We start from the raw sequence: 16,031 nt of genomic DNA, 5'->3' as shown, positions 1-16,031 counted from the left end.
AACCCATTCTTTCTAGTTGCGCTTATCCGAAGTGAGTTGTCTGACAACTTCCTGAATTGAAACAGCCTTAGTCCGGTTTCGAATCCCGAACTAAGGCTGCAGAGTTGCTCTTCTTAGATTTGCATGTTTTTCAAGGCTTGAATGAAATGCATCTCTTTCTCCGTAAGCTCCGTCACCTGACGAACGATTTTTTCAACGTCTATATTGTCCCATTCCGAATGTTTCAGCACATAATGGATCGACTCTGAAATAGCGGAGCACTCGGCCGCGGCACGAACAAGGGATGCGTCGAACGCCATCGCCTCCAGAAACCTGGAAAACAGCATCCGAGAACCGAACATAATGGCGAAGAAAAACCTGAACTTCTCCTGATCCGCCTGCAATTGCTTGGGCAGCTGCTCTTTAACGATTGCAAACGTGGTAAGATCGTCGGAAAAACCGTTTAACCATTCCGCATATTTGTCCATCAGCATTTTTTTATCCACATGAACGCCGCTAAGGTCCGCATAAGTAATTCCTCTTGCCGCTCCCGGTGCCGAGTTAAACGACTTGCCTAGCATCTCTTCGCTCATCTCTCCGTAAAACACCGGCGGATCCTGAACGACATATTTGGCCTCTTTGCCTGGAACGTGCTCATGAATAATAAACGAATGAAAGGATCTATACTTCCGATAATGCTCCCGATGCGGGATGTAATAATTGCACAGCCATGAAAACACGGAGGTTTCTTCCTTCAGCAGCTTAACGATCTGCTCCTTCGCCGATTGAAACTTAGAATACCTTTGATCGACAATTTTGACGCCTAGCAGTTGGAAATCATCCTGTTTGCATAGACAGCCGGTATCGTACAGCCAGCGATTTTGATTTTTGGTAAATAAATGATCGTATACGGTTTTCGTATTTTCCAATGTATTATAGAAATAATAATCGACTGGAACTCCTTTGGATCTCAGGTACGAGACGACTTGCGCATTGCGGCAATTAAAATAGTTCTCCTCGTACTCGAATAACGTAGCGTTCAGCGTATGCATCGCGTTCAGCGTGTTCATCATATCCACCCCTAACGTTATGATTAATATGGGACGCAGATGAGCTTATCGCTCGACTCGTCGGCCACGCCTGTTATCTCGTCGGTATCCCCTCCTTAACGTAGTTTAAAATGATCCTGATCCGACCCGCCAGCTCGTCGGCCTGATGCTGAACAAACAGATGCCCGCCTGCGAAGGCTGCGGCCTCTACCCTCTCGGCCCATTTCAACCAAGCGGCCGCATCCTCTCGTGTAAATACGCTGTCCTCGGTCCCGTAAAAGACATGAAGAGGCGCTTTCAGCCGTTGTTCGCTTGGACATATATATGTTGCGATCGCATCGTAGTCCGCCCGTAGAATCGGGAGGAAGTAGTCGATAAACGGACCGTAACGAAGCAGCTCCTCCGGGATGCCGCCGAACGAAGCGACGTGCTTCAGCAAAGCTTGATCGTCCTTGTACACGGCGGGCGGACAATCCGGAGCGGGACATCCCGACACGATGACCGCGGCGGGAGACACTCCCGCCAATTCCAGCTGCTGCGCCATACGGTGGACGATTTTTCCTCCCATACTATGTCCGAACAGTACAAACGGAGGTTTAAAATAGGTGCGAAGCCGGTCCAGATATAGCTGTACGAGCTCTTCCAGCTTGTTCAACAGCGGCTCCGGATTGGAGCCGTGTCCCGGAGGGTCGACCGATACGACCTGCCAGTCGCCTCGAAGCTCGGTCTCCAGAGGCTTAAAGGCGGCCGAATAGCCTCCCGCATAAGGAATACAAATCAGGCGCTTGCGACTAGCCGCGGAATAATTAAATACTTTGACCATATTGTCCATCTATAGCTCAACCTCTTTTTGCGCTGCTGCCGTTTCCGGCGCCCATTTGGTCAGGCTCCAGCTATAGTATACGAACAGGATGAACGTAATGGCGGCCAGTCCGAAATAAGCGCTCTCCAAACTGATGACCTGCGGGTAAAATGCAAGCACTAATCCTAACGCAATGGAATGCGCCAGCATCATGATCGGTTCCAGCCACGCCGCCACTCGTCCCATTTTGTCGGCATCCACAATTTGCGGGAGCCAGCCCCCGAGCGCGACGTTAACGGGGGCGATGCACATGCCGGCCAATGTAACGCCGATCAAGTACGTCCAGATGTCGGCAATCATCGCGAACACGACGGCCAATAGACTGATGAGAAGCAGCCCGGCGTTGATGACGAGATGCGGCTTCAGCTTCTGCAGCGCCCAAGAGCCGACGATGCTGCCCAGGAAGAAACCGACACCCAGGAAAATCGCGAATAAAGCCATATATTGCTCGTACTGATCCGGAACCAGTTTATACTTCAGGGTGAACATCGGAATGACGGCCAGCGTGCCGTTAATCAAGCCGAAAACCAAATAGCCCAGCATAATCGACAGCAGCAAGCGATAGCGAAGAATGTATTTCATGCCGACCGTAAAGTCGGCCATGACCGGTTTAAGCCCCAGGCTCCGCCACTCCGAACGCCCATTCGGCAATCTAACATCCAGCGGAATGCGGCAGGAGCGAATAAGCAGAGCGGACGCGATCATGCTGATTCCGTCGATCACGATCGCCCAGACAATGCCCAAGTACAAATAAGCCGCCGCACCCAGTCCCATGCCGAATACGATAAATACCCCCGACACCATCTGATTTAGACCCGCCGCCTGCATCAACTGCTTCTCCCCGAGAATCCCCTGCACGAGAGAGAGCTGAGCAGGAACAAAAAATTTGGAAACGGCGCTGCGCAGAAATAAAAGCACAAATACGAGAGCAAGCAGGTCCAACGCGAGCGCGCCTAAAATAAACAGCGTAAGGCCGGTCCGTATCCAATCCGAGTTCTCCGCGATTTTCGCCCGGTCGAACCGATCGGCGACGACTCCGACAATAAAGAACACGAACACGCTCGGCAGCGCGGACATCAGCTCGGCCGCAGTCGCATAACCCGGCTGATCGCTAAAGCGATCCAGCAAATAGAACACAAAAGCCATATTACCCAAAATCGTGCCCATTTGCGAGGTCAAGGAAGCCGAGAACAGGCGGGTAAAATTGCGATTTTTCAAGATTTCCACGGCGTGCGCTCTCCTTTCTAGCGAAACAGCAACCGACTGATCGCCTGCGCCCCCGACTGCAGCGCCTGAATAGGAATCCTTTCGTTCGCGGCATGAATAAACTCGGTAAAGGCAAAGGACTTAGACAGATTCATCGGCAAAAATCCATAGGTTTGAATGCCCAGCCCGGCAAAAAATCGGCTGTCCGTCGATCCGGTCAAGACAAAGGGAATCGGAACGCCTTGCGGGTCCTGTTCGCGCAAAATTTCAGCCAGCTTCGGGAACAGCTCCATGTCTACGGCGTCGGGGAATGGATCGTGCAGCAGCACCTCGTATTCCAACTCGTACCCGATCGCTTTGTTCAATTCCTTCATTAAATCGGCAGGTTCGAATCCCGGCAGCAAGCGGCCGTCGATCTTCAGTTCGATCTGCTCAGGGATCGCATTAACGGCCAATCCGCCCTGTATGACCGTAATGTTGGCCGTATTGTAGAACAAGGGCGCCAGCGTTGTCCCCTTGTCCCCCAGCAATTTCAAAATCGCCGAGGTCCATCCGGGGTGCAGCAGTTGTCGGAACATCCGCTTCTGAGTCTGCGGCATGGCATTCGCCATCGCCTCGATCATCGTCCGCACCGCCGGAGTGATGTGCGCGGGAAACCGAAGCGGGCGCAGCCGCTGAATGATATCGCCGAGCATCGCGACCGCGCTCTTAGCTTTCGCCTGCGAGCCATGGCCTCCGGAGCCTTTGATCGTCGTCTTCAACCAGCACAATCTTTTCTCTGCGACCATAATCGGATAAAACTTCTGCTTCCCGACATAAAACGAGAAGCCGCCGAATTCTCCGATCGCATGCCGTATACCCGTGAACCGCTCGGCATGATGCTCGACGAGAAATTTCGAACCGAATCTTCCTCCCGCTTCTTCGTCGGACACGATCGTAAGGACAATATCGCGCGGCAGTTCATGCTCTCGCGATTTGGCCTCCAGGAAAGCGGACAGCAGCATCGCGATGCCGCCTTTCATGTCCAAGGCTCCGCGCCCCCAGACATAGCCGTCGTATATGTCGCCGCTGAATGGGGGCAGCTTCCAGCTTTGCCCTTCGGTCGGCACGACGTCTACATGTCCATAGAGCAGCAGAGGAGGTGCCTGTCCCGTGCCGCGAATGGTTGCGATTAAGTTGGGGCGATTGGCGTCAAGAGCCAGCAGATTGCTCTCGATTCCATGGCTCCGAAGCAAATCCTCGATGTACATAATGCATTCCCGTTCATTGCCGGGCGGATTCGTCGTATTAAATGAGAGCAGCTTCTGCAAGATGGCTACCGGATCATGCCTGTTCTCCATTTGCGCCTCCACTGTGGATGTTTACTTTTGCAGTACCAGATAGCCCACACCAAAATCGATTCCAGCAAACAGCAGCAGCAGCTTGCTTCCCTCGGGAATCTCGCGCTCTTGCTCCAGCTGCCGCAGACTTACGTAGGGATCATTGCCTAGCAAGTTCACGTCCGCCCATTGCCGTCTCTCGTAAAACTCGGACGATATTTGTCGGCATTTCGCTGCCACCGCCTGGCAAAAAGCGTTCGAAAGCCGATGGCACAGCACATAATCGATGCGGCCATGAAGCAACAACGCCTGCTGAAGCAGCCTCTCTCCATGATCGCTCATCAATTGCTCAGCAAGACGGTAATCTTCATTCTTCCAGAGCGGATACGACGGAGGAATGCCGTCGGCGAACTTCCGCGCCTCGACGATCCGATAATCTCCGGCGGAGGTAGACAATGCCATGACGGAAGCGCTGTCCCCGCGCAAATAACCGGAGAATTGGTAACGAAGCTCGGCAAACTCCACTCGATCCGCCAAGACCAGCAGCGCAAGCTTGTCCGGCTGCTTCCGCATAGCCGAATTGGCCAGACGCAGAGCGCTTAGGCTGGATAAGCTGCCGCATTGGCTGAACATGAGCGAAATGCAGTCGTTCATTTCGAATTGGCGTTTGATTTTCAGAGAAGGCAGAACGTACTCTTTTTCCAGCGTCTCATGGCAGTAATACAAGTAGCCCAGCTTCGCCGCATTCATGCCCAACGCTTGAATGGCGCTTATCGCCACTTGACTGCCGGATTCAGCAAACACGGGGATTTCCGGCGCTGCCGAATCGACCGTCCGCTCCCGCATCCCGGCGCGAAATTCGCGGTAATGCTCGGGAGTCGGAAAGAATATCTCGCTGAATTCGTCCGATGAATCGGAATCGCCGCTCCTCCCGTCGTCGCATGAAAGTTGTTGCGACGTTGGCACATCCATCTGTCTGATCGACAAGTATAGGTTGCTCACGAATCGCTCTACCTCGCTTTATAATCAGTTCAATATTGATGGAGCGCGCAGCCCATAAATCCGCCGTAGCCCACATTAATCGTAATATAATAATCTCCCTGCTTAAGCGCCCCCTCCGCAATCGCCTGCGAAAGGTTATATTGAATATCCGAGCTGGGCAGATGCCCGACCTCGCGCGTCTTCACGTAGAACTTCTCCAATGGGGCGCGCAGCAGATAAGCGACCGTCTCCCAAGCCTTCAAGCTGACGTTCGAGCCGATAATGAGCTTGACATCGTCCAGCGACAGCTTCGCCTGTTTGAGAATGGACTGGATCGCGCCGCGAATGCCCAGGAAAAAGGTGGTGTTGAAGAGCGCCACGCCCTCCACGTTCGACTGATCGTACACATACCCGTCTTGATTAAACACTTCATAGGTTTTGTGGCCTGCGCCATACGGCGTGAGCAAGCAGGCCGACGCGCTGTCGCCGCACAAATAAAATTCGGTAAGCTTGTGCGAATTGACGCTTAATTTGTCTACGGCAACGATCAGAATCGCTCCCTCGTCGCGGCTTGCGTCAAACAGATGAGTCGCCATCCGCAAGGCCATATGGAACGAAGCGCACGTCTGTTTCCCGATGGAGTAGATGTCCGTACCCCGAAGAGTGTCATACTTGTCTATCAACGGCTTGAACAAGTTGTGCTGCAGCCCCCAGTTGCCTCCGTTGACGAACATCAGCACTTGAATCGGAAGCGAATTTCTGTCCAGCAGGGGCGTGCACGCCGCAGCTATCATTTCTTCCACGGACAGCTCCGTTTCGAACGGGGCTTGCGTAAACCCGTAGTCCCGTTGAAAAGCTTCGATTTGCGCTTCCGTAATCGTCATTCCCTGCCGCCGCAAATGCGCCACGCCGTCGCGAACCGAAAATTGCGGCTCAGGGATATAGTGCGAAAGATCGGCGATGGAAAAATGCGCTTGCTTGTTCTGCAGCCCGGTTAATGCTTGGTCTGCAACAGCGTTTCCCATAACGCCACCTCCTTGGCGAACAAGGATTCGGCTAGCTTATAGCACTGCGGCCGGTCCAGCTTGCGCTGGATGGAAGCCTTCATGAAAAGCTGCTTGACTAAATCCCAGCCGCTCCGAATTTCTTGGATTTGCGCCAGCAACCGCTCGAACGTCTCCGCCGGGATCAATGACAGCTCGCGCAACGAACGAATCAACGATTCGTTAGCCTTGTGCCGGTTAGCGATAATGTTAATGCCAACGACGCTGTAGGTGAGATAATCGTTTAATCTGCTTTCGTCCAGTTCTACATTCCATTGTCCTTCCAGCGAGAAGCTGCGAATCTCGCGAATCAAGCGGTCCGCATGGAAGCATACTTCCCGCAGCGTCAGCTCGTAGGGAGGAATCTCCTCGCGGATGCTGTACTTCAAAACCGGCGGCAGCACATAATCGGGGTTTGTGCGGTACTCCGAATTTTCGTAAGACACGATCAGCCTTTCTTCCGGAATGCCATGCTCCATATATCCGTCAAGGTTGTCGTCGATCACATAGTAGGTAGACGCGGTCTCATCGTATCCGTTAAACAGCGAGTAATGGTACCAATGGAACTTCTGATAGGCCATGCTATTCGGAATCCAGTAAAATAAATCGACGTTCAGGCTGAAAATCTGGTTGGCCCTGCATAGCTCGCGAATTTCGTGCAAGTAACTGTCCCGATCCGGGAAATGATGAAGAACGAGCGGACCAAATACCCGGGAAAGGGAGAAGTCATGGTTCTTCTGCCCTTCGTTCCGATACAGAAAGTCCAAATAATACATCGAATCGATCGTCGGGTATCTGAACAACGGATCGGTGGCCGCCTCCCAGCGAAAATATTGATAGGAATTCAAGTAGGCGGCATAGCGATAGCTCGGCTCATAGGTGCAGGCTACGGAGAACATTTGGTTTAGGATGCAATTCATCCAAAACTCGTCAAAAGGCTTGATCTGATTCGAATATTTCATCGTTTTCTCCCCTATCACGATCTTTTTTTCTTCAGTCTGTTTCCGGGAGCAAGCTCTTCGACGATTACGCATTTCTGCGGAATTCCCCATGCTGGCAGTTTGTCGCGGCAGAACGCTCTCATGCGCGCTCTAAATTCGGCGGCAGGCAGCTGATCCCGCAGTTGAAAGGTGGCCGTAATCATCGTGCCCGTTATAAGGTTTTTCTCGCCGACAACGGAAGCCTCGATCACTTCGTCCATCTGCAGCAGGACGTTTTCGATTTCGATCGGATAAATTTTTTCCCCGCCGATGTTGATCATTTCCGACTGCCGTCCCCTAATGCGAAAATACTCTCCGTCGCACTCTACGGCGTCCCCCGTTCGATACCAGCCATCCTCCGTAAAACGGCTTTCGGCGTTCAGATAGCCCAGCATGGTAAATTCCGATTTAACCTCCAGCAGCCCGTCCACAACACGCGTCTCGTAATCCTCGCCCTTGAATTTGATCCATAGAGAGTCCGGGGAACGGGACGAAGATCGAATAATGCCGATCTCCGACATGCCGTAGCTTTGCAGCAAACCGGCCTGCGGCAAAATCTCTCGAATACGCATCAAGGTATGCTCGTTCATCGCCTCCGTACCGTAATTGATCAGCTCCAGACTGCTCAGATCGTGCCGGTTGTACGCCTCGCTGAGCAAGAGCAGGTTCAGAAACGTCGGCGACGCCGGCAGCACCTGCACTTTATGTCTGGCAATCGCGGCGCATACCCGATCCGGCGAACGATCCTCCAGAGCTACGATGCAGCCGCCGCTCGACAGCGTATTCAGAACGGTATTGATTCCTCCGATATGATCGAAAAACAGGAAGCCCATAATCCGTTTGCCCGCTCTGACGCGATCCGTCGAAAACTTCTTCAGCATGACGGTAAAATCGTGGACGGTCGCTTTGCTTTTGCCGGTGGAACCGGAGGAAAACAAAATGAGGCCCGGATGCTCGCATTGCTGAAGCGAGACTAGCAGCTCGTGCGAAGTAAGCGTCGGAAACGAGGCCACGGATACTTGGTCCTCCGCATCCATTGTTAGGACGAGCTGGGCCTGGGCGATCTCGTAAATCTCCTCCTTCCGACTGTCCATGCCGCTTGTCAGCGGAACGATCAGACACTCCCGGTCGATCAGAGCGAACATAAGCGCGAGCGTCCCCGGCGTAAAATCGCCTTCAAGCACCGCTACGCTCCCCGCTTGAACCCGATACCGGTCCAGAAACGACCGGCTCGCTTCGATGCTTTCCAGCAGCTGCGCATAGCTGTAAGGCTCGCCTTTCCATATCATCGCTTCTTTCGACCCGTAAGCTCGAAATCTCTCAAGCAGGAAGCGAGTATGCAATTTTACACCCCTCCCAGGTAGAGACATTGTCCTGTAATAAAATCGCTCTCTTTGCGAATAAAGAAATCCACCGCATTGGCCACGTCCTCGAATGTGCCCATTCTCCGAATCGCCTGACGGGCGATGAGCTCGTCCATTTTCGCGCGCGGCACCGTGCGAATCAGATCGGTCATGACCGGAGTCGGTCCGACGCAATTGACTGTAATGCCATACTCGGCGTACTCTCTGGCGGCAATCTCGGAGAAGGATACGACCGCGGCCTTGGACGCCGCATAGATCGATTCGCCGGGCAATTGCAGCGGATACGCCACAGTCGAGAAATTGACGATACGGCCGTAGCGATGCTTCATCATGAGCTTGGCCGCCTCCCGCGTGAAGAGGAACGTCCCCGTTACGTTCGTATCGAAGATGCTCTTCACCGTCGATAACGGCGTAAGCAAGCTATGATTCATCGAAGCGATCCCGGCGTTGTTGATCATATTGTCCAGCCGGTCGTATTTTTTCTTGACATGCTTGAATACCTGCTTCGCATCCGCTTCTTCCGCCACGTCGGCAACGATGTGGTCGTAGCGGTCGTGCCCCCAGTCCGCTTCGTTCCGGCTGCAGCCGACGACGTGGTGACCAAGATCGGCATAATACTGAGCGAGATATTGGCCGATTCCTTTGCGCGTGCCCGTAATGACCGTAACCGGCGCGCTCATACCGCTTCCTCCTCCAGCAGCTCGTCGATGTACTCGGCAAGCGTCCTTACCGTTCTGAATGGCGTGGAAGATCTGGACATCGCCTTTTCGCTCGTTAACGTGATGCCGCCGGATTCAAGATTGTCGTTGACTCGTTCTTCCACGAGCACGATAAAGCTGACCAGCTCCAGCGAATTCAATACGGCTCCCTCGCCGAACAGCACTGTCGTCTCGCTGATCTCGATTGCGGTTTCCTTCATGCTTAAAATCTCTTCTAGAGCCGGATAAACGATGTCCCCCAAAATGGCTTCCATAGATTGCGGCTTATTCGTATTCGTTGTCATGGCGCTCTTCCTTTCCTTCTTGCGATTTTGTTAGCTGTTCCATATGCGTAGCCAGCGCTTTAATCGTGTTGTGCTCGACGATGTTCAAGCCGTCCATCGGGAAGCCTCTGTCCTCCAACTCGATTTGCACCCGAACGGCTTGAATCGACTGGCCGCCCAGATCGAAAAAGCTGTCGTTGATGCCGATCTTGTCCAGGTTCAGCACTTCCCGCCAGATCGCCGCGATTTGCTCCTCCAGTTCGTTCGTCGGTCCCTCGTAGCTCTCCAGATGAGACTTTCTCCCTTCCAGATGCGGCAAAGCTTTGCGATCGATTTTGCCATTCGACGTTAACGGCATCTCGTCGATCTGTACAAAATACGACGGGATCATAAAGCCAGGCAAATCCTTCAGCACGGCTTCTCTCAACGTGTTCAAGGAAAGCTCGGCGTCGGCGACAAAGTAGGCGCACAGGTGACTGTATCCCGCCCCCTCCTCTTCCGCTTCCGCCGTCACGACAACCTCTCGAATCGACGGACATTTCAACAGTTGGATTTCGACCTCTCCCAGTTCAATCCGATAACCGCGAATTTTCACCTGACGATCCATTCGACCTAAATAAACCGCATTGCCGTCGGGCAGCCATTTCGCCAAGTCGCCGGTGCGATACATTCGCTCGCCGGGAATCCAGGGATGTTCGACGAAGCTGCTGGCCGTGAGGTCCGGCCGGTGAATGTAACCCCGCGCCAGGCCTTTACCGGAGATGCACAGCTCCCCGGCGACGCCTATCGGAACGGGCAGGTCCCCGGCTCCCAGGATGTAAGCCTGGTTGTTGTACAGCGGCCGACCGATCGGCACGTTTTTCCCTTCGGGAGAACGGGAGCGATACACATACATGTTGGAGCAGATCGTCGTTTCCGTCGGGCCGTACCCGTTAACGACGGACATGGCGGGATTCAGCTCGATAAATCGCTCCAGCACCGTATCCTTGATCGGCTCGACGCCGACCAGCATTTTATTCAGCCTGACCTTGTCCCGCTGCTCGGCCAAGCCTCTGGCTACGGCGGACAAAATGGTCGGGGGAATGTACGCAAACGTAATCTGCTTATTCACCATCGTCTCGACCAAAGGTTTAACGTTGACGAAATTGCGCATATCGTACAGCACAAGCGTTCCACCGAACACAAGCGGCATAAACAGCTCGCATACACTGACGTCAAAGGAAATGTTGGTTACGCTCAGGCCGCGATCGTGCGGACCGAACGTCTCGCCGCAATGCCGATTCATCGTGTAGGCAAAATTGTGAAAGGACCGATGCTCGATCATGACGCCCTTCGGATCTCCCGTCGAACCGGAAGTGTAGATGACGTACATGAGATCGCTGGCGGTTTGCACCGGCTGCAGGTCGCTCTTGTCCCCATCGTACAGGCTGTCGTCCAGCAAATTCAGCACTTCCTTGTCCTCGCCCGGATTCCATGCCTCTGCAGCGTTCGTCAGCACAATTCCCGCCCGGCAATTGTTCAGCATGAACGACTTGCGCGCCTCGGGATATTCCGGATCGATCGGCAAGTACGCGCCTCCGGCCTTTAGCACGGCCATGATGCCGATCATCATTTCCGGCGACGGATACGTCAGCACACCGACGACCTCGTCCGCTTGAACGCCCTTGCTTCTTAACAGGCGCGCAAGCTGGTTGGCCCTCTCGTTCAACTCTCCGTAGGTGATGCTCCGTGCCTCTAGCTCGACGGCCGGCTGAGTCGGATTCAACCGGGCCTGCCGCTCGAACATCTGGTGTATCATTAAGCTCTCGTCATATTCCCCCGACATCTCGTTGAATTCCAGCGTCATTCGTCGCCACTGCCGCTCCGTCAGCATGTTCAGCTCGCCGATGGCCGTCTGCGGATACGCGCTGCATTGCTTCAGCAATTCGATATAGTGCTCCATCATTTGCTCAATCGTCTGCTGCTTAAACAAGTCGGTGCAGTATTCCACGATCAGCTCTATACAATTGCCCCGTTCCACGGCCTGTACCATCAAGTCGAACTTGGCCGTACTCGAGACAATCGGATGCGAGCTCAGCTCGAAGTGCTCTCCCGTCATCCCCGGCATTTTCAAATTTTGCATAATAAACATCGTGTCGAAGATCGGATTGCGGCTTAAATCCGTGAACCCCAGCTCCCGCACCAGGTCGTCGAAAGGAAAATCCTGATTCCGGTACGCTTGCAGCGAATAAGCTTTGACCTCGCCGAGGAACTGCTCATACGTCTTTTTGGGTGCAGGCTTGTTCATGAACACCAGCGTATTGATGAACATCCCGACGAGCGCGCCCAAATCCGGATGAAGCCGTCCCGCGATCGGAGTGCCGACGGCAATCTCCCCATTGCCGGAATACTTCGATAACAGGATTTGATAGACGCTCATCATGACCATGAACAAGGACGTATTGGCTTCGCGAGCGAACTGCTTCAACTGCTGCGCAAGCTTGTCCTCGATTTCGAAAAAAATCGTATGCCCTCTCTCGCTTTTGATCGGCGGACGAACAAAGTCCGTTGGCAGATCCAGAATCGGGAGCTCTCCCGATAAAGCTTCCAGCCAGAACCGCTTTTGCCTGTCCAGCTCGACCGATTGCAGCGCCTGCTGCTCCCAGACCGAATAATCTTTATACTGCAGCGGCAGCGGCGACAACTGCCGTCCGTCGTACAGGGCGACGAATTCCCGAATCAATATCCCCATAGACGTGCCGTCCGAGATAATATGATGCATGTCGAGCAGCAGCATGTATTCCTCGCGGCCCAGCTCAAATGCAAACACGCGGAACAAAGGCGCGCCGCTTAAATCGTAGGGCCGAATGCATTGCCGAATCCGGGTGTCGATCTCGTCCTCCGAGGCTTCCTCCCAAGCGATCTCGATTGTAATCTCGTCATGGATGCGCTGAACCGGATCGCCGCCGTAAAAATGAAAGCTTGAGCGCAAGCTCTCGTGCCGGGCGACGAGCAGCCGCAGCGTCTTCTCCAGTCGCCCGCGATCCAGCTTGCCTCGCAGCCGCAGCGCTTCCGATAAGTTATAATTGGTGCTGCTTGTCTGCAGCCGGTCCAACAGCAGCAGCCGTTTCTGCGCGGAAGAGACGGGATAGGCCATCTGTGCGTCCGCCGGAGCCAAGGGCTGAAGCTTATCTGCACTCGCGGAGTCGCTCTTGTCCTGTTGGACGAATCGGGCTAAGTTCAGCACCGTTCCTTGCTGCAAAACATCTGTGATTGTAATCGGAACGCCCAACAGTCGCTCTATTTCATGAACGACCTGCATGGCGATAATCGAGTCGCCGCCAAGCTGATAGAAGTGTTCGGTAACATCGATTGTTTCAAAGCCTAAAATTTTGCCGACGATTTGTCCGATGCTATCCTCCAAAGGCTCATATTCTCCCGAATCCTTGCCTGCGAGCTTAACTCGGCTCGCCGAGGCTTGCGCCGCCGTTTCGGTCTCCGCAGCGGCCGTCGCCGCCACCGGCGCGAGAACGGTCGGGTTCAAGTCGGCGCCCGCTGCGCTCGGCTGGATCCAGCAGCGATGCGGTTGGAACGAATACGTCGGCAGGTGCAGCCGCTTCCTTTGCTCGCCGGCGTATACACTGGGCCAATCGATGTCCGAGCCCTGCGCGTATTTCCGCGCTAGCCGTATTTCCGTCGCCGCTTCCGCTAGCCCTGTCTCTGCTTCTGCTTCTTCCGAATCGTCCGGAAGTTCCCAAGCTGTCCGGAGCTTTGACCCGATATAAATGCCCCTTACGCTTGCCGCTTGGGCCAAATTGACCGATGCCGCCGGCGAGGACGACATAAATTGTATCTGCTCCAGCTTACGGCGCAATTCCAGCACGTCCTGCACAACGCAGGCGATCCGATAATCATAGTGCCCTCTTCCCACGCTGGAGGTGAAGCAAATATCCCGAACGGACAAGCGCTCCGCACTCTCTTGATAGAGGAACGAGATATAGTCTCCGATCATTCGGAGGAGCGAATCGCGGCTTTTGGCCGACAGGACGAACACGGAGCTGTGCTGTGTCTCGTCCGGGCGGGCTTCGTCCCTCGCTTGCGGGCTCTCCTCCAAAATAACGTGACAGTTCGTGCCGCTCATGCCGAAAGCGCTTACTCCGGTTCTTCTAGGCCCGTCAGTCGCCTCCCATTTTCTTGCGCGATCGTTGATGTATACGGGAGAACGAATAAAATCGATGGCCGAATTCGGTTGCGTAAAATGAATTGTTGGCGGTATTGTACGCTTCTTCAAGGAGAGCGCAGCTTTCAATAAACCGGCAATCCCTGCTGCATGGTCCAAATGACCCATATTGCTTTTTATCGAACCGATTGCACAAAATTGATTCGCCTCCGTCGAATTTCGGAATGCCCGCGTGATCCCTTCAATCTCAATGGGGTCCCCCAACACGGTGCCTGTTCCATGGGCCTCGATGCAAGAGATCGTTGCCGGCTCCACATTCGCATCTCGCCATGCCCGTACGATGACGTCTTCCTGCGCGGCGGCGTTCGGCGCGGTAATGCCGACCGAGCTGCCGTCCTGATTCGTGGCGCTGCCTTTAATGACGGCATAGATGCTGTCTCCGTCGTCGATCGCCTGCTGCAGCGGCTTCAGCAGCACGCCGATGACGCCTTCGCCTCCGCCCGTTCCGTCCGCGCGCTCGTCGAACGGCTTGGCCCGCCCGTCGGCCGACGCGATCCCGACGCTGATGCCGAGATCGACCGGAAACGTATAGAGCTTGGAGCTGCCCGCTAACGCCAGCTCGCATTCTCCGCTGCGGATCGCCTGGCAGGCGAGATGCACGGCAACGAGCGAGGACGAGCACGCCGTATCCACCATAAGAGCCGGCCCCTTAAAGTCCAGCAAATAGGCGATCCGGCTAGCGATCATTGAGCTAAGGTTGCCGGGAATGGCCAGCCCGAGCGATTGCGGATCCAGCGCTTCGATCATCCGTTTATAATCGTGAAAGCTGTCGGCGTTATACCCGAGGAACACCCCGGTTCTGCTTCCCCTTAACGCCTCCCCGCCGTAACCCGCGTCCTCGATCGTCTGCCAAGCCGTCTGCAGAAATAGCCGCTGATTGGGATTCATCAGGCTGGCTTCCTTGGGAGACAGGCGGAAAAAGCTATAGTCGAACGAGCTAATCTCATCTAAATAAGCGCATTCCAGCAGCTTCGCGGAATTCCGATCGAGGCGCAGTCTGTGCATATAATCTTCAATGTCCCGCAGCCGGTTCTCCGGCAGCGGACCGATACAGTCCAAGCCTTGCTCCAAGTTCTCCCAAAACTGCTCCAGGGTTCTCGCATGAGGCAGCTTCGCGGACATACCGATAATCGCGATGTCTCTATTCGATACTTCCGAAATCTCAATCGCGTCTTCTTCTTCGTCCCTCAAGCGGATCGATTGAAATTGCAGCATGCTGCTCCCCCTCGTCTAAAATGTCGTTGCCGGCCGAGCGTCTCTATTCCTCCTATTCAGCCAAATCGTCAGTGCGATCATGCCGACGACGCCGACCAACGTAATCGCGATGGCCGCCGGGTCGCTGTTCATCCATCCTTTTCCGACATCCAGCTTATAGCCGATGAAGAACAAACTCATCGCCGTAATCTGCACGATGATCGGCGCCCATAAGGAACGCGCGATTATATAGATGAGGCAATAAACCGTTCCCGTCACGACCGAAATGAGCATAAAGCCGGCGCTCGGCTGAACGGCCACATAACCGATCATTTGCAATACGACCGCTATCCACAACGGCATCACCTTTTTCAACTCGTTAAACAGCAGCCCCCGGAAGATTACTTCCTCAAGCGCCGGAAACAGAATGCCTAGCGCCGCAATAATGAGCAAGAAGTTCCCGCTGCCCATCATCGAATCGACATTGGCCTCCAAATCCGGAAACACTTCCTTTAAGGAGACGATTTCTAATAGGCCAAGGCTGGCCAGAGCTCCTGCGAGTCCGATCAGAAAGCTGAAAACGACCAATCTAGACGGAAGCTTCACGAACTTCACAACCTGTACAAACGACTGACGTTCCGTATTGCTAACCACTAGATTCAGCTTGAACAGCAGCCAGTAGAGCAGCATCGTCACACCGAAAATGAAAACGAGATGAAGCGGCGGATTCGCCTCAATCAGCTTCCCATAAGCTTCGATGGCCAGCAGGCGCCCGAATACAAACATGGTGAAATAGAAAACGACAAAATAAAGTATTACGTTCGCCGCTGTCGCCAAATATTTTTTCATCGCG

Annotated in this window: 12 protein-coding genes; all 12 read right to left on the bottom strand. The window is 54.1% G+C overall.

Annotation, left to right across the window (positions count from 1 at the left end; translation table 11 throughout):
- Positions 1-113 precede the first annotated feature (113 nt).
- Positions 114-1,052, bottom strand: coding sequence for a hypothetical protein (locus tag J4772_RS15910; RefSeq protein WP_209076081.1), 939 nt, complete (start codon positions 1,050-1,052; stop codon positions 114-116).
- A 70-nt stretch (positions 1,053-1,122) separates the two neighbouring features.
- Positions 1,123-1,860: a thioesterase II family protein gene (locus tag J4772_RS15905; RefSeq protein WP_209076080.1), complete on the bottom strand. Its 738-nt coding sequence runs from the start codon at positions 1,858-1,860 to the stop codon at positions 1,123-1,125.
- Entirely contained in the window at positions 1,861-3,117 is a 1,257-nt protein-coding gene (locus J4772_RS15900) for an MFS transporter (RefSeq protein ID WP_209076079.1), read from the bottom strand.
- Positions 3,118-3,134: 17 nt separating this feature from the next.
- Positions 3,135-4,436: a M20/M25/M40 family metallo-hydrolase gene (locus J4772_RS15895; protein ID WP_209076078.1), complete on the bottom strand. Its 1,302-nt coding sequence runs from the start codon at positions 4,434-4,436 to the stop codon at positions 3,135-3,137.
- A gap of 21 nt (positions 4,437-4,457) precedes the next feature.
- A complete protein-coding gene (locus J4772_RS15890) occupies positions 4,458-5,417 on the bottom strand; it encodes a beta-ketoacyl-[acyl-carrier-protein] synthase family protein (RefSeq protein WP_116059654.1) in 960 nt (319 codons plus the stop codon).
- 29 nt (positions 5,418-5,446) lie between these two features.
- Positions 5,447-6,421: a 3-oxoacyl-[acyl-carrier-protein] synthase III C-terminal domain-containing protein gene (locus J4772_RS15885; RefSeq protein ID WP_209076076.1), complete on the bottom strand. Its 975-nt coding sequence runs from the start codon at positions 6,419-6,421 to the stop codon at positions 5,447-5,449.
- On the bottom strand, positions 6,391-7,401 hold the full coding sequence (locus J4772_RS15880; RefSeq protein WP_209076074.1) for a hypothetical protein: 1,011 nt from the start codon (positions 7,399-7,401) through the stop codon (positions 6,391-6,393). The genes J4772_RS15885 and J4772_RS15880 overlap by 31 nt, the downstream gene beginning before the upstream one ends.
- A gap of 14 nt (positions 7,402-7,415) precedes the next feature.
- Positions 7,416-8,762, bottom strand: coding sequence for an ANL family adenylate-forming protein (locus tag J4772_RS15875; protein WP_209076072.1), 1,347 nt, complete (start codon positions 8,760-8,762; stop codon positions 7,416-7,418).
- A 2-nt stretch (positions 8,763-8,764) separates the two neighbouring features.
- Positions 8,765-9,463 (bottom strand): SDR family NAD(P)-dependent oxidoreductase, encoded by a 699-nt coding sequence (locus J4772_RS15870; RefSeq protein ID WP_209076070.1) that lies wholly within the window; start codon positions 9,461-9,463, stop codon positions 8,765-8,767.
- Positions 9,460-9,786: a hypothetical protein gene (locus J4772_RS15865; RefSeq protein WP_116059649.1), complete on the bottom strand. Its 327-nt coding sequence runs from the start codon at positions 9,784-9,786 to the stop codon at positions 9,460-9,462. The genes J4772_RS15870 and J4772_RS15865 overlap by 4 nt, the downstream gene beginning before the upstream one ends.
- Positions 9,767-15,199 carry a non-ribosomal peptide synthetase gene (locus J4772_RS15860; protein ID WP_209076068.1) on the bottom strand — a complete coding sequence of 1,811 codons (5,433 nt, stop codon included), beginning with the start codon at positions 15,197-15,199 and terminating at the stop codon, positions 9,767-9,769. The genes J4772_RS15865 and J4772_RS15860 overlap by 20 nt, the downstream gene beginning before the upstream one ends.
- Positions 15,200-15,214: 15 nt before the next feature.
- Positions 15,215-16,027 carry a CPBP family intramembrane glutamic endopeptidase gene (locus J4772_RS15855; protein WP_209076067.1) on the bottom strand — a complete coding sequence of 271 codons (813 nt, stop codon included), beginning with the start codon at positions 16,025-16,027 and terminating at the stop codon, positions 15,215-15,217.
- Positions 16,028-16,031 lie beyond the last annotated feature (4 nt).

The organism is Cohnella sp. LGH, assembly GCF_017671885.1.
Taxonomy (GTDB): Bacteria; Bacillota; Bacilli; order Paenibacillales; family Paenibacillaceae; genus Cohnella; species Cohnella phaseoli.
The sequence above is the reverse complement of the archived record's forward strand: the minus strand, read 5'-3'. Positions and strand labels throughout refer to the sequence as shown.